This window comes from Flavicella sediminum (assembly GCF_006381105.1).
GTDB lineage: Bacteria > Bacteroidota > Bacteroidia > Flavobacteriales > Flavobacteriaceae > Flavicella > Flavicella sediminum.
The window spans coordinates 1-22,490 of record NZ_VDET01000014.1 but is presented as its reverse complement, the minus strand read 5'-3'; the positions used below and the strand labels follow the sequence as shown (position 1 = coordinate 22,490).

Genomic DNA, 22,490 nt, shown 5'->3' with positions numbered 1-22,490 from the left:
AATCGGCCTAAACACCAATTTTATCACGGCCAATTATACCATTAAGCATCCAAACTAAAATAGTTTACAAAAAAACACTCTATTATAGAAACCACAAACCTATTGCCCTCCTAGGTTTTCACACTTCTTATCAATATTCTACAAATCTCCCTAATATAATTATCAACCTTTGTTAATAAAAATTCACTTTATTTAGTCTAAATTTGCAAGCATTCCTATACATCCCTAATTATAGGTAGATTAAAAAGTAACCATAATTGTAATTTTTCATTATTAATGCGACTTATACTTTGCTATAAGAAGTGTTTTAGATGAAATTAATTAAAAAGGGATGATTTTCACAAAACACAGTATTTTTAATAAAATAATAAAAGCTTCTATCTTTTTGGCAGCCTATATTATTCAATATTCAGCCATTTCACAAACTACAATAGCTTCAGAAGATTGGTCTACAGCCAACTACAGTAGTGGTAGTGGATGGACAGGTGATTGGATAGAAACGGATGATGACAATAATTCAGGTACTGGTTTAATTAGTATCAATGCTGGAAGTTTATTAATGACTGGGGATGCAAGTTCTTCAAATGATAGTGCTAACCTAAGAAGAAAAGTTAATTTAACGGGCTATTCTACTCCAACATTAAACTTTACGTTTAGCTGTTCTGGAGCCATGGAAACAAATGATTTTGTTTGGGTTGAATATTCCACAGATAATGGGAGCTCTTGGACAACTTTGGATACTTTCCAAGGAGAATCAGCTTCTGGAGGAAATTTGTTAATGTGCCCTTCAGGTGGAAATTCTGGAAGTTATGAAGAAGTTCTTCCCTCTTCTGGAGGAGCCAATACTTTTATTCGTTTTAGAAGTACAATTAGTTATGACGATGAATTATTTCGAATTGACAATATAGAAATTATTGATGCTTTTGTAAGTACTGGCGATAATGACGGTGATGGAATTGATGACGCAATTGACTTAGATGATGATAATGACGGAATTCTTGATAGCGTTGAACAAAATTACACAACAAATACAATTTTATCATGTGATGGTGTTGATCAGTTAGTTTTTGAAAACAGCATTGAAGAAACCGGCGATGGTGATAGTAATTTTGAATTGAATGAAGTCTATCGTTTTCCTAATGTTTTATCTGGTGTAGATGTATTGGTCACAATTTCTGCTTTAAATAATATTACTTTATTAAATATCGATGATGATGGGAGTTATGCTTCCTCTATTATTGCAAGAACCAACCCTAGCATTTCAGGAGTGGGAACTCAAGCTTATGTGGAATATACCTTTAATTTTGTAACTTCAGGTACAACAACTCCATACCAAGTTTCCGATTTTAATGCCAGTTTTAATGACATTGATGGAAATAATAATTTTAGCGAACAATCTTGGTCTCTAAGTCCTTCTGTATATACCTATAATGGTGATACCGAATTGACTTTTTCTAGAGATGGAAATTGGTTTATAGGAACTTCTGGAAATACAGAATACGGAGGCGTTAGTAATGAAAACCCGCAAGTAAACTTTACCACCATACACGCTAGTAATACAGAATACAAAGTCCGTTTTGGTTTTATTTCAAATATCTCTGGTACCGTAAATACCGGAAATAGAGAAACTGCCTTAGACTTTACGTGTAATTCTTTTTATACAGATGCCTATATTGGTCATATTGATACAGATGGTGACGGAATTCCAAATTACCAAGATTTAGATTCTGATAATGATGGTATTCCAGACAATATTGAAGCACAATCTACCGCAGGCTATATTGCTCCAAACAATGTCTATGATGGCTCTGGTGTAGATACAGCGTACTCTGGAGGATTAACTCCTGTGAATTCAGATGGTGCTGCCGATGAAGTCGATTATTTAGATTTGGATTCTGACAATGATGGCTTATCAGACACCCTCGAAGCAGGATTGACACTTTCTGGTACCCAAGGAACCAACGGATTGGATAATTCTTATGATAATGGAGACACCTACACAGATGTAAACGGAAGTTTTGACAATACACAAACGGATAATTTTCCGGATGAAGATGAAGATGTTTTAACTCAAGGAGATGTAGATTATAGAGATGATACCATCAATAACGATAATGATGATGACAATGTAAATGATGAAACAGATTTAGATGATGACAATGATGGAATTACAGATTTGGAAGAATTAGGAACTTGTTCTACATATGACTCGAGTATTGATTGGACTACCTTATACACTAACGGAACAACAAGCGTTTCTTCTGGAGATGACCCCGTACTTAGCAGTGAAATAGTAACAATAAACAATATACAAGTAACTTTGTCTAGGTTTACCCCTATCACAACAAGTACGAATTACAATATAAATGATAATCTGACCAGCGATAGTTCTTATAATTTATCACAAGCTGCTGCTCAAAATGGATCTTCTACACATACTTTTTCTTTCGATACTCCAATTCACAATCTATCATTTACGCTACATGATATCGATTTAAATACAAATTCAAAAGACAATGTAGAACTGGTTTTTATAGACTTCAAAGGTGACTTGTATACTATGTCCGGAGCAGATTACACTGTAGGTACAGATAATGTAAAAGTAGTAACACCTAGTACCAATGTTTTTGAAGGAACTGACGCAGCAATTGCAGGTGCAACAAGTGGAAATATTACAATAAACGGACTTCCAATTTGGATTTCTAAGTTCAAAATTATTTTTACAAATACCGATACAACTGACCCCTCCGGAACACATGATATGGCTATTGGAGATATTTCTTTTTGTTTACCAGCAGATACAGATGGTGATGGCGTTTTCAATTTCCGGGATTTAGACTCTGACAATGATGGGATTTTAGACAATATTGAAGCGCAAACAACAAGTGGGTATATAGCTCCAAACAATGAATATAGTGCCACAGGTATTGATACTGCTTACGGTACTGGATTAAGTCCTAACGATTTTGACAATGATGGAATTGATAATTACTTAGATTTAGATGCCGATAACGATGGAATTCCTGATAATATAGAATCCCAAACTACCCAAGGATATATCGCTCCGTCTGGAAGTTTTGATATTTTTGGGATCGACCTTGCTTATAGTGGAGGAAATACCCCTGTCAATACAGATGAAACCGATAACACCGATTATTTAGATTTAGATTCTGACAACGACGGAATTTATGACATTGTAGAATCTGGAAGTGGACTAACAGACACCTCTGGTGGTGCAGATGGTAAAACTGACGGAAATGTTGGTACAAATGGATTGGATAACACGCTTGACAATGGAGACACTTTTGCAGATATAAATGGAATATTTGACGAAAATTTCACAAGTGTTCTTAACGATTCCGATGGCGATGTAAACGCTTCGGGTGGAGATTTAGACTATCGTGATGCTGTTGTTGGAAACGATACTGATAATGATGGTATTCCTAACGATGTAGATATTGATGATGACAATGACGGAATTCTTGATACGGATGAAAATAACAACTGTTTATCTAACAGCGTTGGTGGCTATGATGCTTATTGGACTTATGAAAATTCTACGGATGATATTTCAGGAAATTCAAATGACCTGCAAAATTCACCTGCAGGATTAGCCTACTCTACCAATAGTATTTCCGGAGCTAATTCTGTTCTTTTTGATGGAACTTATTTTTTACACTACAGTCAGTCATCTACTTTCTTAGAACAAACCATTGCTAATTTCACTTATTCATTTTGGATCAACCCAAGTTCAGTAACTGGTATACAATTTTTAGTGGATGAGGGTGGTTCTACAAATGGTATCTCCATAAGACTAAATGGAGATGTATTGGAAGCACAGGTTAAAGAAGGAAATGGTACAGAAGTTAGTTTAAACACAGCTTCATTGGATTTAATTGAAATAGGAAATTGGTATCATATTGCTTTTGTTTACAGCAATGGAAATGCAACCTTGTACTTAAACGGAACGGCAACTCCAGAATTGGCTACCGGCTTTGGTTCGCTAAATACGCACGTGAATAATAGTGGATTTGGTGGTTCTAACTCCTCAAATGCCTATGGAACTTCTGGTGCAGATTATTTTACCGGATTAATGGATGAATTCTTGCATTATCCAACAGCCTTAAATTCAACAGATATTGGAGAATTATACAGTACGCCCAATTGTGATACCGATGGAGATGGAATTCCTAATCATTTAGATATTGATTCTGATAATGATGGAATTCCTGATAATGTAGAAGGTCAATCAACTACTGCATTTGTTATACCTACCGGTTCTGTTGGTGCCAATGGCTTGTACAATGTTTATGAGAATAACGATACTTCAAGTGCGACAAGTTTTTCTATTGAAAACACAGATGGTGTGGATAATCCTGATTATTTAGACCTAGATTCAGACAATGATACAACTCCGGATATTCAAGAAAATGGAGATGCAGACAATGTGGCTAGCGGTATTGATACAGATGGAGATGGCTTAGATGACAATTTTGAAGGAAGCAATACCAATGATGGTTTTATTTCCAATGATGAGATTAATGATCCTGCTACAGATTTACCAGATGTAGATTCAGATGTTACCACAACAGGTGATGTAGATTATAGAGATGCTGTTATTGATGACGTAGAACCCAATGTTGTTGGAAATACATTGTGGCTACGTGCTGATAAAGGAGTTACCGGTGGATCTGCTGTTACTTTATGGGAAGATCAAACAGAGGAACAACCTGCTTCTACGGTCGATTTTATAGGATCGGGTGGCAATGAACCGAGCAGCACAGCAAATACTTTAAATTTCAACCCTGTTATTACTTTTACACCTGCTAACAATGATGTATTAACGTATACAGGAAACTTAAACCCTGTTTCCATGTACATTGTATACAACGATGTTTCTACGGCAAATAGAACCAGTGCATTCACAAACAATGATGGAAATGGAATTGGTTATGGGGATAATTCAACAAATGTGTATGACCTAACAAATACACCTGCTATAGTAACTGGTGGAAATCAATTTGTCAACGGTTTGTCTACAACTTTAACGGCACATCCTAGACCTGATAATTTTGAATTAATTACCAACATTTTTACAGGAGAAATTTCAAATGCTAGTCATACCTATTATGTAGGAAAAGATAGAACGCAAGCTTCAAGTACGATTGAGGGTAGTGTTGCCGAAGTGATGTTATTTAGTACCCAGCATAGTTTCGCGAAAAAACAACAAGTTGAATCTTATTTAGCTATTAAATATGGTTTTACTTTAGACAAAACTGACAACGAAGGATCTATAATTGAAGGAGATTATATATTATCTGATTTAACTACAAAAGTATGGAATTACACAAACAATAGTGCTTACCATTACGATGTAGCTGGAATTGGTAGAGATGATGGTATGGTATTGCTTCAAAAACAATCCAAGTCACAAAACCAAGATGCTGAAGTACATGTGACTATCGGGTTAGGAAACATCGTGGATACAAATAACAACAATTCAGGAACCTTTGCAAATAACAAAGATTTCTTAGTTTGGGGGAATAATAATAGTAGTTTAACTACAACAACTTCATCTGTTTTAGTTTGTGCTCCTGAAAAAACATTGACTAGAGTTTGGAAGGTGAAAGAAACAGGAACAGTAGGTTCAGTACAAGTTGCTTTTGATGCAGCCACCATAAACGGTTTGTTAAACACCCCTTTTACAACCAAATTATTGAAAGTTGCAGATGATGCCATATTTTCAAGCAATGTACAATACATACCTATTACAAGCACAACTGTTAATGGAAGTACACAATATGTAGCAAATTACAATTTTGATGGTACCAAATATTTCACCTACACCGAAGTAAACGGAATTTTTTGGAACGGTGACTCAAATTCATGGACGGGTGGTGCAGGAACTGCAAACTCTGCAAGTACGCAAGCGGATGATGTTGATAAAGTTGTGGTCGTTGATTCACAAGGAACTTCTAACCATGCCACTTTAGACGAAAATGCTGTTGTAGAATGTGTATGGGTCAAAGAAAACTCAAAATTAACTATAACCGACAACCATTATTTAGAATTTGACGAAGATTTTATTTTAGATGGTGAAATTCGTATGATTGGTGATGCACAATTAATTCAAACACATTTGTTAGCTACAAATGTTGAAGGAACTGGTAAAATATATATTGACCAACAAGCTAGTGTTCCAAATGTATATAGATACCATTACTGGTCGTCTCCTGTTGTTGAAGTAGGAAAATCTACTTTCTCTGTAGGTGCTGTCATGAAAGACGGGACTGTTCCAACATCTGAAAATTCTCAACCGTTAGACATTAATTTCACAACAGGTTTTGATGGCGACTTTTCAACCTCACCTATTACCCTTTCCAACTATTGGATATGGACCTATACAAATGGTGTTAGTCGTGATGATTGGGTTCAAAAAAGAGACAACGTGAGCATACAAAGAGCTGCCGGATACACCATGAAAAGTACTGGAATCGCCAATCAAAATTATACTTTTGTTGGAAAACCAAACGATGGAACCATTACTATTCCTGTTGATGTAGACACGAATAATTTAATAGGAAATCCTTATCCTTGTGCACTAGATGCCATCGATTTTTTAAATGAAAATTCTGAAGTCTTAGAAGGAACTTTATATTTTTGGCAACACAAAGGTGAAGCTAGTACAAGTAATGTAATTGCTGGTCACCATAAAGAAGGCTATCAAGGTGGTTACGCTACAACAAACTTAATGATGTCAGTTGCCGCACAAAGTATTGTTGCAGGAACAGATGGTTTAGGCTCAGGAAACACCTACGATGTTCCTGGTAGATACATTGCCGTTGGACAAAGTTTCTTTGCTGGTGCAAAAGCCAATGGAACGATTACTTTTGAAAATGCCCATAGAAATTATCAAGCACAGGATAATAGCAATTCCGTATTTTTTAAAGGGAAGAAAAATAAAATTAAACCAACTTCAGAAAGTAGTACAAATGCACAAGCATCCATGAAATTAGGGTTTGAATACACCAATGAAAACAATGTTGCCATACACAGACAATTAGGTATTGGGTTTGACAAAGATTTCACTTTTGCATATGATGAAGGTTATGACAGTGCCATGTATGATTTACAAGAAACAGATGCCTACATTCATTTTACAGATGATACAAATAAATACTCCATTGCAGCGGTTCCACAAATAAACGACGCTATGGAAATTCCTTTGGGCATTAGCACAAATTCTGACCAAAATGTAAAATTAATTCTAGACGAAGCAAACAATTTAGAAAGAACGGTTTATTTAAAAGACAATATTCTTGGTACTTATCAAGCAATTACAGGAACGGCTTATGAATTTTTCTTAGAAGAAGGCACCTATGAAAATCGTTTTTCAATTGTTTTTCAAGAAGGACAAACTTTGGAAACGATTAACCCGACAGTAGAAACTCGCGAAGGAATAAAAGTACATTATGACAAAAAACTACAGGTATTAAAAATAATAAATCCTGAAAACTTACAAATCAGTGCTTCTACACTTATAAATATGTCAGGAATTCGTTTTAATACTGCTCCAATAAATTCGGAAAACAATCGTATTTCAGTCAAACATATGGCTTATGGTATTTATGTACTAAAGTTGCAAACGAACAAAGGAACCGTTTCTCAAAAAATAATTATTTACTAAGCAAATAGTAAAAAAGTCATTCCCTAAAAAGTGGTCAGTGTGCTTGATCGTTACTGGCTACTTTTTTTATTTAAAATAGTATTTTTTAAGAATCCTTTTTTAAGAAAGGTACTTTAAATTTGTTTTTGAGCGTTCACTGATTTCAAAAATAAATTTGATGAATTTATACCTTAAAGTTTTAAATCGTCTATAGCTTGCTGATAGTCATATTGCAAATCTTCATGTAGCAGTGCTACTTTTTTTTCTATGGATACCAACTCTCTTTTAAATAAATTTTTTAGCAACATGTTGTATTTTATAGAAGGTCTTAATTCTTTTAAACATTCACAAAAATACAAGAGCAACTCCACCTCTGTTTCTTTATTTTTAGAATAGCGAATATTTGTTTTTATCACTCTTAAAACCTTTCTAATGGTCTTTTTCATGTAAAAATAACTCTGTGTATTGATGTGGATAAATAATTCATCTACTTCAGCTTTTACAGTCTCTACAAAACCTTCTTCGTTATTCGCTTCAAAAAGCAAATAAGTCATTAGTTCTTTGTTTTCTTTTTTAAATTTAGACAAGTGCAAACACAAGGCTAATAATTCTTCTTTTGTACTATGTGATAACTCTGATTTAATTTCTCTTAAGGAAGCTGCTTTCATACATTGAATTTAAGTGGAACGAAAAAAAATAATGGACACAAAAAAAAGGATTGCCCAATGTGCAATCCTTTTTATATATAAGTTTCAAGACGAACTTACTTTTTAGCTTTCGCTTCTTTCTTTAATTGTAAATTTTCTAATAAAGTTCCACCTATCCAGTAAGGAACAACAAAAGTTAATAAAAATATCAACAACCAAAATCCAGCTGTGAATATAAAAAGAAATAATAAAAATCCTAAATATTGAGAAACGTCCATAATTAAATTGCGTGTTATAATAAATACTTGGCAAAAATAATGTTTTTTTCAAATTAACACTATTTTTTCAAACTTAATTTCGAGTAATTATTCTTTTATTATTTTCTTTCTAAAAACCTGATGGTTATGTGTAGTAACTTCTAATAAATAGATTCCCGGAGTACAGTTTTCAAAATGTATTGTTTGTGTATTATAAACGCCAATCTCATTCCCTGCTAAATTGTAAATTTTTGCTTGCTTAAAAGATTCAACATCCACAAAAACAGCATCTTTGATTGGGTTTGGATAAATATGTAAACCCATAGTATTAAAAGTATCTACCGCTAAATTCGGACAGTCAAGATTCCATAAATCATAAAACGAAGGATTAACTGCATTTCCCCAAACCTCACGAGCACCTGGTAAACCTTGCAGCACAGTAACTGGCTTTATTCCACAAAAGTTTTCTAACTTTATATTACTAGCAATTCGATAGTAATTACCTATTTCTTTTAAATTTTCCAATCCGTCCAAAGAAATCAAAGAATTGTTCCCTTTGTAAAGTCCACCAACATCCAAACCGTATGAAATAGTTTCCAAATTGTCCAAACCTTTTAAAGTTGTTAAAGCTTCGTTTGTTATAATAAACAACTGACTAACAGAAGAAACTCCTTCTAAGCCTGTTAAAGCATCTAAATTGCTAGTATTCTCTATAACAAGTTTCCCTTCTATACTCGATAAGGATTGTAATTTCTCGAGGTTTACAATTGCGCCAGCTTCCTCTTCGCGAATAATTAAATTTCCTGTAATTTTAGAAAAGTCGAAATTCTCAATTTCAGCTTGATTTGTTAAGATCATAGTTCCATTAAACTGTCCGTTTCCTTGATTTCCTGAACTTATAGAACATAGATCATTTTGTTGAATTTCCTCATAAGTAGGATTGTATCCATTGCTATAAAGTTCAAATTCTGATTTTGAAATACGATTCTCTCTCAACAGACTTCCAATTTCGCAAAAACTAGTCAAATTATTATTCCCTATAATGGATAAACTTCCTTCCAAATATTCTATTGCCCCAAAACCGGCTAAAGACTGCAAACCATTTTCAATTAGGGTCACATTGCCAGCTACCTTTGTAAGGCAATCTAAGCCTTCTAAAGTCAGTAACTCTTGATTATTAGTTATTAATAAAACTCCTGGTATAAACGTTAGTTTGTCAAATCCTTTCAGCGAACTTAATTTGTTTCCAAAAATAAATATATTTTCACCAATAAAATTTAAATTATTCAACCCTTCTAATGAGGCTAAGCTCTTTGTTTTATCTACATATAAAGAACCACCAATAGTCGTTAACTTATTTAAGGCAGCTAAATTAACTATAGGATCTTCGCTATTATTCTTTATAAATAAATCACCAGAAATTTCACTGTATGCAAATGCATCAACAGCACTTTGAGTTGTTAAAGTGATGCTACCTATATAATTATTAGGATTACATTGATTGGAAAGAAAATTATTAATTTGCGGATTGTATTTGTTATTTGTTGTTGTAAACGTTCCCGATATGGCCTCGTATAAAATCAAATAACTCAATCCGCAATAGTTTTCTAAAGAAGCATTGTTTTTAATCAACACAGATCCATTTACCGTATTTAAACTTGCAAGTCCTTCTAAATCAATAATAGAATTTGTTAGCTCCTCTTCTATTATTAAATTTCCATTAATTTGAGAATATTCAAAATTATCTATTTCGTCTTGAGTTGTTAAAACCAAATCTCCTTCGTGAATAATGGCTCCACATATATTGTTGTATTTTAAATTTTCAAATGTGGGGTTTATGCCATTAAATTTCACAGAATAATATATATCAGATGTACTATTGTAATTAGCCAATTTTGTAAGAGAACAAAAATTTTCCAATACAGAGTTCGAAGATATTTCTAGTCTATCAACTTTGGTCAAACTTCCAAGTCCACTTAAAGAGGTTAAGCCCTTATTATTAGATATACGTAATAAACCACCAACACTCGTTAATTTATTCAAACCATCTAAGGTTTTAAGTGAATTATTATTCCAAATGTAACAATCTTTACCTATCGTTTTTAAATTTTGTAATCCTTTCAAAGAAGCCAGCACAGGGTTTCCGTTTAAATAATTTCCGATATTTAAATAGGCATGAATAATGACTAAATTCTCCAATCCATCTAAAGAAATTAACTTCTCATTCTTCGATATGGTTAATGAATAAATTGAAGAAACTTTTTCGAGTCCATCAAAATTAATTAAGTTAGAATTCCCGCTGACTAACATCCCTTTCGTAATCGTTTTCAAATTACTTAGGCCACTAAAAGAAATTAAATTTAGATTATCCATTATTTGTAACAGCCCTATTTCGGTTAGTCTTTCCAATCCTTCAAAACTTTTTAAAGAAGCGTTTCCTTGAATCGATAAATGATCCAGTGAACTTATATTTAAAAAGCCTGAAAAACCAACTAAAATACTATTATTTATAACACTAACACCTTTTACTTTAGTTACTTGTTCTAAGCCATTTAAAGAAGTTAAACTTGAATTATTTTCTATAGTTAAATTACTGATTATTGTGGTCAAGTTTCTTAATCCTGTAATAGAATTTAGACTTTTATTATTTTTTAAAAGTAAAGCTCCACCAATTTCCGTTAACGACGAAAGTCCGTCTAGGTTCACAATCTCATTCTCTACAGCTTCAGAAATGCTAAGGTTTCCCGTAACTTTTTTATACGGAAAAGCATCTACTTGATTTTGTGTAGATAATAGAAGACTACCATTAAAAACATCAGCATTTGCGCCTGGAACAATAGAACAAGTTAAATCATCTCTCAAATCTTCAAATTCAGGATTGAAACCATTTGAGATTACCGTGTATTCATTTTTTTCAACTTCTTTATTTTGAATACTATTTTTGATACCACATAAATCATTTAATTGTTCATTTTCTGCAATCAATACATAATCGCCAATAGTTAGGACATTGTTCAATCCGTCTAAATTAGACAGACTCTCGTTTTTTAAGACAGTCAAATATCCACTAATATTTGTCACATTTTCTAAACCATTTAAAGAAGTTAATTTCGGGTTTTCTGTAATAGTAAGATCCCCAGGAATAGTTGAAAGTTTATTTAATTGTGCAATGGATGTCAAGCTTGAGTTATTTTTAATAGATAAAAACCCATTAACTGATGCTAATTTTTCCAATCCTTCAAAAGATTCTAAAGCAGGGTTATTCTCGAAATTTATATTCCCTCCAACTTCCGTTAAACTCGTTAACCCAACTATAGAGCTCAGTAAATTATTGTTTTTAATCGATATATTTCCTCCTATACTATTTAAATTTTCAAGACCGTCTAAAGATGTTAGATTTGTTACTTTATCGACTGAAAAATTTCCAATAGAAAAACTTCCTTCAATCCTTTCTAAACTATTAAGACCTTCTAATGAACTAATTTTATCACATTCGGTTAGCACCAAATTTCCTTTTAGAGAAGTTATATTTTCCAAACCTTTCAACGAGGTTAATTCAGGGTTTCCACCAGCACTTGCATATCCAATCATAATAGAATTTCCAACCGCTTTTAGTTTACTTAACCCTTCCACAGAAATTAGCTTTGGATTTCCTGAAATTAACAGATTTCCACCTATAGAAACTAAGCTAGACAATTCATCAAGGTTCAGCAACTCATCATTTACAGCAATATTTAAATCACCTCCAACTTCTGTTAAATTATGCAACCCCGCTAAGGTTTGCATGCTATTGAAATTTGCATATTGACCAATCAATAAATTTCCTTCAACAAATGTTAAACTACTCAAACCAGATAAATTAAAAATTCTATCTCCTGTAAGGCCTGTTCCTATATGTAGATTACCATTTATACGTGTATAAGAAAAGGTATCAATATCTTTTTGTTCCGTTATTATTAAATTACCATTATAAATAGGATTTGCACAATTAATAAACAACTCCTCTACTGTCGGGTTGTAATTATTTCCCTCAATAGAAATAGCACCTAACACATTTTCATCCGCTAACAAGGTTTTTATTCCACAAAAATTATCCAATTTTTTATTATCCTTAATACTTAAGTTTCCCGATACGGACTGTAAAACGGACAAAGAATCTAAATTGACAATTGCATTTTCTTGTGTTTCTTTAACTTCTAAATCACCAACAATATGTACATATTTAAATGCATCTATTTCCGCTTGTGACCTAAAACTCAAATTCCCATAATAAGTATTACAAGGATCATTTTCTATAATTCCTTCTGTTGGATTACTAGAATTTTCTGAAATTAAAAGTTCCCCTGTGATTCCGTTTGTAAGTACTAATTCCTTAATGCCACAAAAACTGACCAAATTAGAATTATTTACAATTTGAACATCAACAGTAACAGTAGCTAATTGCTCTAAAGCATTTAAATTTGTTAGCAATTCATTATCAGTGATATAAAAATTCCCTCCTATTTTTTCTAATGCTTCAAGTCCTGTAAAAGAAATAAATTGACTATTATTAGAAATTTCAAAATCTTGTTTAATTTCTAAAAGTTTCTCCAAACCAACTAAATCTTCTAAGGCCGAATTACCTATAATTTTAAAACTTTTATAAACTCTTGCTAACTTATTTAGTCCGTTTAAATTTGTAATGGAACCAGGCGTACTTTCCCTCACTTCCAAACTCCCAAATATTGAAGTGTAATTAAACGCATCAACCTCACTTTGATTTGTAATTAATACATCACCTATATATAGTTGCGCTTCAACTCTGTTAGAAATAAGTGTTACAAATAAACAAATAATTAATCCTATTTTATTTTTCATAGTTTTTTTTAAAAAACCCAGTAAATTATACTTTCTAAATCGTTAACTAAAATAGCTACATAATTGTTTTAGCTTCATATGTAAGGTTAACCGACAAGAAATTAACTGTCTGTGGTTTACAATTTTTATTTGCAAATTAAATCATTTTTATTGTAATAATTACATTTAATAAAAAAGACCTTAAAGTCTTAAAAAAAACGTTCATTACATCTAACAAAACAGACTGATTCCTTATATTTGTTGTACAAGTTTTTAAGATTAGAATCACCTTTTCTAACGACTAAACTTACTAAAATAAGAAAACAAATTTTACATAAATTATGGATTACAGAATTGAAAAAGACACCATGGGAGAGGTTAAAGTTCCTGCCAATAAATATTGGGGTGCTCAAACAGAAAGATCTAGAAACAACTTTAAAATTGGACCAAGCGCATCAATGCCTTTGGAAATTGTTTACGGTTTTGCTTACTTAAAAAAAGCAGCTGCACATGCCAATTGTGATTTAGGTGTATTAAGTGCAGAAAAAAGAGATTTAATCTCTGGTGCTTGTGACGAAATATTAGCAGGAAAGCACGATGACCAATTTCCTTTGGTTATTTGGCAAACAGGTTCTGGTACGCAAAGTAATATGAATTGTAATGAAGTCATTGCCAATCGTGCTCAAGAATTAGCAGGGCGAGTTATCGGTGAAGGTGAAAAAGCTATTCAACCCAATGATGATGTAAACAAATCTCAATCATCAAATGATACCTTTCCTACAGGAATGCACATTGCTTGTTACAAAATGATTGTTGAAACAACAATTCCTGGTATTGAGCAATTACGTGATACTTTACAAGCGAAAGCGTTAGAATTTAAAGATGTTGTAAAAATTGGTCGTACACACTTAATGGATGCGACTCCTCTTACGATCGGACAAGAATTTTCTGGTTATGTTTCTCAATTAAACCACGGATTAAAAGCGATTAAAAACACTTTGGCACATTTGGCTGAATTGGCACTTGGTGGTACCGCTGTTGGTACCGGATTAAATACGCCTGCTGGATATGATGTGTTGGTCGCTAAAAAAATAGCAGAATTTACTGGATTGCCATTTATTACTGCCGAAAATAAATTTGAAGCTTTGGCGGCACACGATGCCATTGTAGAATCTCACGGAGCTTTAAAACAAGTTGCGGTCTCTTTAAATAAAATAGCAAACGATATCCGTATGATGGCTTCTGGGCCACGTTCAGGTATTGGCGAATTGATTATTCCTGCAAACGAGCCAGGATCTTCTATTATGCCTGGTAAAGTTAACCCAACGCAATGTGAAGCTATTACTATGGTAGCCGCACAAGTAATGGGGAATGATGTTGCTATTGGTGTTGGTGGAATGCAAGGGCATTACGAATTGAATGTATTCAAACCTGTAATGGCAGCAAACCTATTACAATCTGCACGCTTAATTGGTGATGCTTGTGTTTCTTTTGATGTAAATTGTGCGGTTGGAATTGAACCAAACTATCCTGTTATTAAAGAATTATTAAACAATTCATTAATGCTAGTAACTGCATTAAATACTAAAATTGGATATTACAAAGCGGCTGAAATTGCCAATACAGCACATGCAAACGGAACTACCTTAAAAGTAGAAGCTGTTCGTTTGGGCTATGTTACAGAAGCTGAATATGACGAATGGGTAAAACCTGAAGAAATGATTGGGAGTTTAAAATAAACGTCTCTTTTTTATAAAACAAAAGGTGTCTGATTTCTCAGACACCTTTTTTGTTTGTTAAGACCAAAAATTAACTAATTCAAATTGGACAATAGCAAACACAATTTTATTCTAAAAGCACATCACTGTATTTAGCAGAAATATGAATATTCTTTTTACTGCTACTAGTTCCTTTATAGCCTTTGATAATTTTTGTGCTTCCATTACTTATTTCAGAAACATCCTCCATTTTTGGGTATTTTAATTTTGATTTATTTCCATTATAGTACAAATTATAACTTCCCTTAGGTAATTTCACTCTAGCATCTGTATTTTCCAATACAATATCTAAATTCTCGAAATTACTGTCAATTTGTTCTATAGACAAATCACCAAATGATCCATTAATAATAGCATCCCCAGACAATTTTTGAATGGAAACATCTGAACCACTTGAAACCAAATTTAAGGTTTTGGCATTGTCAATATAATTGTTTTTAGCATATTTCAACTCCAAACTTCCGGCTACCCAATTTCTAACATTTATTGAAGAATATGCTGCTGTAATTCTCGTTGAGCTATTCGCTATACTTCCTGCTTTTAAGGAGCCGTATTTTAAGGAAATATTTGCTTTGTTTTCTAAATTTTCTGCTTTCAAATTCCCATACAACAACGCAATATTTAGGACTGCATTTTCAGGGACTTTTATATACAGGGTTCTAGGTGTTTTTTTTAAGGAAGCATTTTCGAATTTTTCGACATGAACATATTTTTTCTGATTTTTTTCATTTTCCTCGAAGTCTTCAGCAAAATTATCTGCCCAGCGTTCTAGCTTTGCTCCCCATTCTTCCATTTTTCTTTCAAAATTCTCTCCCCAATCTTCCATAGATTCTTCCAATTTTTCTCCCCACTGCTCCATTTTTTCTTCAAAATCCTTTTCCCATAAGGCAATTTCCTCTAACCATAAATCTACCTCTTTGGTCGTTACTCTACTTTTATGCTTCTTATTCAATTTTGATACATAGGCACTTTTATTCTCTTTGTATTCTTTATCATCAAAATTAAGGTCGTCCAAATCTACAGGAAAGGGACTGTTTGGAAAACCAAATAGCAAGCTCCTTTTGGCCTTCTCGTTTTCATTTGTCACTTTTACTTTTTGTTTTATCACATGCTTTCCTTCTTTTTTCTCATAGGCCTTTTCTACTTCCATTTCCCATTCTTTCATATAGCCTTTTGGATCCTTTTTATACGCTTCATAATCAAAATTTAAATGACTCATATTAGACGTGAAATCGTCAGATAAAGGCGAATTGGCTAGGTTTTTAATCATTGGACCTACAATGCTTTCTACCAAAGGCTCAATAAAAGATAATTCTTGATTCTCTCCTACTTCTGCCCCATTCGAATTTGAATTTGCAACAATTTCTATAGCGCTTGAATTCCCTATTGCTTCAATATCCCAGTCTTTATACAAACGCTCAATTTCATTAGTTGACAAACCAGAACCTTCAATAATTCCTTCTACAGATACTTTATTTTTAGTCCATGTTTCCAATACTATATTGGTATAAGCCGCATCTACTTTTAAATGCACATCCCTTTTTACTAAAAAAGACTCTTCGTACTTACCCTGCCCAAACATATGCATGCAAAAAAAGACCATAAATAGACCTACTTGGTATTTATATCGTTCCATTTGTATTATTTTTTAATTCGTTTAACTTGTTTTTTAGTTCGAATAGCAACTCCAAACGCAATTTTAAATTTTCGATCAAGGCTGCAATTGTATGCTCATTGGGTCCTTCATTATTAAGTTCCAAAGTCAATGTTTTATAAGCAATCGCCAATTCATCTAAACGAAGCATATAGCCATCCAATAAATCTTTGTTTTCTTCTGAAAACTTTAAAGTTGTAAGCTGTAAATTGATATTTGCGATATAATACGTTTCAATTTTATTTAGAGCTGGCGACAAACTTCCAATCGTAAAGTCCTTCTTTTTAGCTGAAATATGACTTGCTTCTTTTGCGATATTCGCTGCAGAATCACTTAAAATACTAAACGTTAAATAGCCCATTCCAATACCAATCGTCAACATAGCAGCAACCTTCCAAAGCATATGAAGTTTACCTGTTTTTTTTGGGGTTGGAAACTCTTGGTTTAGTTTGTCTAAAAAACGAAACTGATGTCCCTCTCTTAATGAAGAACCTTCAACATCTTCCCTAATATTGCATATTTTTCTAAGGTCTTGTCCCATAATTCAAATGTTTTAATTGTTCTTTTATCATTTTTTTTCCTCTATGCAATAACGATCTTGAAGTACTTTCGGCCACTTCCATAATATTTGAAATCTCTGTATGATCAAAACCATCCATTAAATAAAGTTGCAATACGCTGCTATATTTTAAAGGTAAATTTTCAATAGCAACTTTAATTTCTTCTACTGAAACTGCATCTGAAACTTCCCATGATTCTTCAATTACATTTTCTAATAAAGCATCATCCATACTTTCTGTTTGTAATTCTCTTTTTTTCAAAACATCAAAACATTGATTGATCACAATTCTTTTTAACCAAGCTCCAAAGGAAACTTCTGCTTTAAATTGATGCAAATTTTTAAAAGCTTTTACAAATCCATCTTGCATCGCCTCTTCGGCTTCATCCATATCCTTTAAATATCGCTTTGCCACCAAAAACATACCTTCACAATAAGTATTGTACAGTTTTAACTGCGACTTACGATCGTTGTTTTTGCAGTTTATTATGAGTTCTGTTTGTGTCAATACGCCCTATTTATTATTGCTATTCACTTTAAAGACGACCTAAATTATGGAACGTTGCAAAAAAGTATATTTTTTTATAAAACGAATTTAAAAAACAAAAGCGAGACTTTTATAAGTCTCGCTTTTGTTTCCAATTGTCATGTATTTATTATTTCGTAATTCTTTCTAAATCTAAAAGAAAAACATAATCTCTTGCCGTTTCCTTCAAGGCATCAAACCTACCAGAAGCACCTCCATGTCCTGTTTCCATATCAGTGTGCATCAATAATTTTTGCGATCCTGTATGGTGAACTCTTAATTTTGCAATCCATTTTGCAGGTTCCCAATATTGCACTTGCGAATCATGCAAGCCTGTAGTAATTAATAAATTGGGATATGCCTGTGCTTTTACATTATCATAAGGCGAATATTCTTTTATATACTGGTAGTATTCTTTGTCTTTTGGATTTCCCCATTCATCAAACTCACCTGTGGTTAACGGAATTGTTTCGTCCAACATGGTAGAAACTACATCTACAAATGGCACTGCAGCCACAACCCCATTGTACAATTCTGGATTCATATTTATAATAGCTCCCATCAACAGTCCACCTGCAGATCCGCCCATGGCATACAAATGTTTTTCAGAAGTATAATTCATCGCTATTAATTGCTTACTACAATCAATAAAATCAGTAAATGTATTTTTCTTTTTCAATAGTTTTCCATCTTCATACCAAGGTCTTCCTAAATATTCACTTCCTCTAATATGTGCAATTGCATACACAAATCCTCTATCTAATAAAGTCAATCTAGTCGTACTAAAACTGGCGTCAATAGTATGGCCGTAAGACCCGTATGCATACAATAAAAGTGGCGTTTCCTCATTTAATTGAGTATCCTTTCTATACACCAATGAAACAGCTACTTTTTGACCATCTCTTGCATTCACCCAAATTCTTTCCGATTTGTAATTTTGTTTATCAAATTTCCCTCCTAAAACTTCTTGTTCTTTTTGAATTTCTTTCGACTGATCGTTCATATTAAAATCGATCACCGAACTAGGCGTGGTCATAGAATTATAGCCATACCTAATAATTTCAGTATCAAATTCAGGGTTTGCAAATACACCCGCCGAATACGTTTCTTCTTGAAAAGGCAAATAATAGTCTTTAGTACCATCCCAACGTTTGATTCGAATTAAATTCAAACCATTTGTTCGCTCTTCTAAAACTAAATAATTTTTAAAAATTGATAAATCTTCTAATAAAACATCCTCTCTATGAGCAATAACTTCCTCCCAATTTTCTTTAGCCGTTTTTTCAATCGAAGTTTTCATCAATTTAAAATTGGTCGCGCCATCCTTATTGGTCAAAATATAAAAGTGGTCTTCAAAATGGGCAATGCTATATTCCAAATCACGCTCGCGTACTTGAAATACACGAAAATCACCATTCGGACTATCAGCTTCTAAAATTCTATATTCAGTTGAAAGTGTACTATATGAACCAATCACTAAATACTTACTAGATTTAGATTTACTCACATAAACACTAAAAGTTTCATCTTTTTCTTCAAAAACAACCACGTCTTCTGTTACTGAAGTTCCTAAAACATGCTTGTAAATTTTATTACTTCTTAATGTAACAGGATCTTTTTTCGTATAAAAAAACGTTTTATTATCATTTGCCCAAACACCGCCACCGGTAGTATTTTCAATAGCTTCTTCATAAATTGTATTCTTCTCCAAATCCTTTACATACAAGGTATACTGTCTTCTACTAACCGTATCTACTCCAAAAATTGCTTTCGAATTATCCTTACTCACTGAAAGACCACCTAAAGAATAATAATCATGACCTTCTGCCATTTCATTCACATCAAATAAAATTTCTTCATCCGCCTCTAAATCCCCTTTTTTTCGAGTGTAAATAGGGTACTGACTTCCAATTTCATATTTAGTTATATAATAATAGCCATTCTTTTTATAAGGAACAGAAGAATCATCTTCTTTAATTCGTCCTTTCATCTCCTCAAAAACATCTTTTTGAAAATCTTCAGTATGTTTTAAATAAGCCTCTAAATAACTATTTTCTTCCTTCAAATAATTCAATACTTTAGAAGTCTGCTCATCTGGATGCTCTGCATTTTTCTGCTCATCCGTCAATCGCATCCAATGATAATCATCAATACGCACATCATTATGAATTTCAAAAGTAGTTGGAATTTTATCTGCAATCGGTGCAGAAATCTTAGTGTCAATCATTTTATTTGGTTTACAAGAAGCTACAAAAATAAGAGTAATAATCGCGAATTCTAGATTTTTTTTAAACATTTATAAAATCGTTTAAGTGAACCTACAATTTACTAAATTTGTAAACAAAAACGATAATATTATGTTTGGAAACATGTCAGATATGATGGGCAAATTACAAGAAGCTCAAAAAAAAATTGAAGAAACAAAACAACGACTTAACACTGTTTTTGTTGATGGCGAATCTGGTGACGGACTTGTAGTAGCAACCGTTACAGCAAATAGAGAAATTAAAAATATTGCTATTGATAATTCTATACTATCCGATAAAGAAGAATTAGAAGATCATTTAATTATTGCACTTAACAATGCTATCGCAAAAGCATCGGCTTTAAATGATCGAGAAATGGCTGCTGCCGCAAAAGATGGAATGCCAAATATACCTGGCTTGAATTTATAATTCAATAGCTTTTATAGCCAAGTCATAAATCAATTGAAATTGTTCTTCTTTGGTTAAATTTGAATTGTCTACTTCAATGGCATCTTCTGCCTTTACCAAAGGAGAATCTTCTCTTGTAGTATCTTCATGATCTCGATTGACTACATTTTCCAAAATAGCTTCAAAACTAACCTGCTCTCCTTTCGCTATCAATTCATCAAACCTTCTTTGCGCACGTGTATTAGCAGATGCAGTCATAAATAATTTTAGTTCAGCGTCAGGAAAAACAACAGTTCCAATATCTCGACCATCCATCACAACTCCTTTATCTTGGCCAATTTTTTTTTGAATTTTAACCAGTTTTTGTCGAACCTCAGAAACGGCAGCTACTTTACTAACGTAATTAGAAACATCTAAAGTTCTTATCTCTCGTTCCACATTTTCCTCGTTCAAATAAGCTTCCGCAAAACCAACTTCAGCATTAAATACAAAACCTAAATCAATAGTTTCCAAGTGTGAAATCAATTGTTTTTCATCAAATTGATCAGATGTAATAAATCCATTCTGCATAGCAAACAGAGAAACCATACGGTACATAGCCCCTGTATCAACATATACATAACCTAATTTATTCGCCAATTCTTTGGCTATGGTACTTTTTCCTGTAGAGGAATATCCATCTATGGCAATTGTTATTTTCTTCATTTTAATTCAAATCTAAAATCAGACTAAATGTATTGGAATTAGCACTTGGATGAAATTTACTCAAAGCATAATTAAGCTGTCCATGCGGAATTTTCAATCCAAAACCGTATGACAATCCACTGGAAGTTCTTTTGTCTATGATACTTAATTCCTTTGCTTTTCTATGATTGTACCCTAAACGAAAAGTCAATTTACTATCCGGAAATAATTCAACACCAAATACAAAATGACGCATAGCATTGTTTCCAAATGAAATTTCTTCTTCCTCAAAACTATCACTCTCAATATCATAAGTAGCATTTGAAGGATTCGCTGTAGAAATATCCCACTGTTGCAAATTATCAATTGAGACAAACCACTTAATAGGAACATGTTCTAATTGAGAAGAAGCACCTAACGAAATTTGCAATGGAATTTTCTCATTGGTACCGTTAAATGTTTTTAATTGCGTACCAATATTTCTAAATACCAATGAAATTTTAAACGGACTATAAATATCTTTATACATAAAAGCCAAATCCATAGCCATACCCACCGACGAAAAAGTATCTATCAAACTATTTATAATTTTCACATTGGCACCAACATCTAAATTCAACGATTTTATATGATGTGCATACCCTAATGAAACGGCCAGGTCATAAGCTTTAAATGAACCCGTAATATTACCAGACTCGTCAGCCCTTGTCAAAGTTCCATAATCTAAATACTTAACTGAAGAATGAAAAACACCTAATTTTTTATGGAATCTAGTCGCGTACATAAACGACCCTAATTTAATTCCTGCTAAAAAATTTGTATAATTCAAAGCCGCCAAATTATTCAAATCAGAATCAATCGTTGCAGGATTCCACATAGGCTGATTGATATCTCCACTAATAGTTAATGCCGATCCACCCAATGCAATTTGTCTTGCAGAAGTTGGTAAATTCAAAAAACTATAAACAGCCTCTCCTCCTGTTTGCGATCTAGCAATTAAGACCGAAAATAATAAGGGAATAAGAAAGAAGTTCTTCATTAAAGCACTGGTTTGTTTGATAGCATTAAGAACGTAAAAATACTATAATATTTTATAAAACCCCTTGAATATTTTTCTAGATATTTCCAATTTTTAAGATATTCTATTTTTTTGGGCGTTCCTCACTGGGTCGGGCTTTCCGTTGTATCTTTATATAGCTTATTATGCACAGATTTCGTCCCCTCAGCTC

At 32.9% G+C, this 22,490-nt stretch carries 11 protein-coding genes; 3 read left to right on the top strand and 8 right to left on the bottom strand.

The features are described 5' to 3' along the window. Nucleotides 1–331: 331 nt before the first annotated feature. On the top strand, nt 332–7,687 hold the full coding sequence (locus tag FGM02_RS12485) for a LamG-like jellyroll fold domain-containing protein (RefSeq protein WP_139958718.1): 7,356 nt from the start codon (nt 332–334) through the stop codon (nt 7,685–7,687). Between the two features lie 170 nt (nt 7,688–7,857). Here the strand turns inward: FGM02_RS12485 and FGM02_RS12480 are convergent, their stop codons facing one another. Continuing rightward, nucleotides 7,858–8,334, bottom strand: coding sequence for a hypothetical protein (locus FGM02_RS12480; RefSeq protein ID WP_139958717.1), 477 nt, complete (start codon nt 8,332–8,334; stop codon nt 7,858–7,860). 344 nt (nt 8,335–8,678) lie between these two features. After that, complete coding sequence (locus FGM02_RS12475; RefSeq protein WP_139958716.1) at nt 8,679–13,427, bottom strand: T9SS type A sorting domain-containing protein; 4,749 nt, start codon at nt 13,425–13,427, stop codon at nt 8,679–8,681. A 320-nt stretch (nt 13,428–13,747) separates the two neighbouring features. Here FGM02_RS12475 and fumC point away from each other — a divergent pair, with 320 nt between their 5' ends. Beyond that, nucleotides 13,748–15,145 carry a class II fumarate hydratase gene (gene fumC / locus FGM02_RS12470; protein ID WP_139958715.1) on the top strand — a complete coding sequence of 466 codons (1,398 nt, stop codon included), beginning with the start codon at nt 13,748–13,750 and terminating at the stop codon, nt 15,143–15,145. 106 nt (nt 15,146–15,251) lie between these two features. Here fumC and FGM02_RS12465 read toward each other — a convergent pair whose 3' ends face one another. The 4 genes from FGM02_RS12465 to FGM02_RS12450 form a co-directional block, all read right to left on the bottom strand. Continuing rightward, the gene (locus tag FGM02_RS12465; RefSeq protein WP_139958714.1) at nt 15,252–16,820 is read right to left on the bottom strand and encodes a DUF4097 family beta strand repeat-containing protein; all 1,569 of its coding nucleotides are present in this window, start codon (nt 16,818–16,820) and stop codon (nt 15,252–15,254) included. After that, nucleotides 16,807–17,379 (bottom strand): hypothetical protein, encoded by a 573-nt coding sequence (locus FGM02_RS12460; protein WP_139958713.1) that lies wholly within the window; start codon nt 17,377–17,379, stop codon nt 16,807–16,809. Before FGM02_RS12460 ends, FGM02_RS12465 begins: the two co-directional genes overlap by 14 nt. After that, on the bottom strand, nt 17,363–17,905 hold the full coding sequence (locus tag FGM02_RS12455) for an RNA polymerase sigma factor (protein WP_139958712.1): 543 nt from the start codon (nt 17,903–17,905) through the stop codon (nt 17,363–17,365). Before FGM02_RS12455 ends, FGM02_RS12460 begins: the two co-directional genes overlap by 17 nt. A gap of 148 nt (nt 17,906–18,053) precedes the next feature. After that, entirely contained in the window at nt 18,054–20,150 is a 2,097-nt protein-coding gene (locus FGM02_RS12450; RefSeq protein ID WP_139958711.1) for a S9 family peptidase, read from the bottom strand. Between the two features lie 130 nt (nt 20,151–20,280). Between FGM02_RS12450 and FGM02_RS12445 the strand changes: the two genes are divergently transcribed. Beyond that, nucleotides 20,281–20,598, top strand: coding sequence for a YbaB/EbfC family nucleoid-associated protein (locus FGM02_RS12445; protein WP_139958710.1), 318 nt, complete (start codon nt 20,281–20,283; stop codon nt 20,596–20,598). Here FGM02_RS12445 and cmk read toward each other — a convergent pair. Beyond that, nucleotides 20,593–21,282, bottom strand: coding sequence for a (d)CMP kinase (gene cmk, locus FGM02_RS12440; protein ID WP_139958709.1), 690 nt, complete (start codon nt 21,280–21,282; stop codon nt 20,593–20,595). The genes FGM02_RS12445 and cmk overlap by 6 nt on opposite strands. A gap of 1 nt (nt 21,283) precedes the next feature. Then, entirely contained in the window at nt 21,284–22,300 is a 1,017-nt protein-coding gene (gene porQ, locus FGM02_RS12435) for a type IX secretion system protein PorQ (protein WP_139958708.1), read from the bottom strand. Between the last annotated feature and the right edge of the window lie 190 nt (nt 22,301–22,490).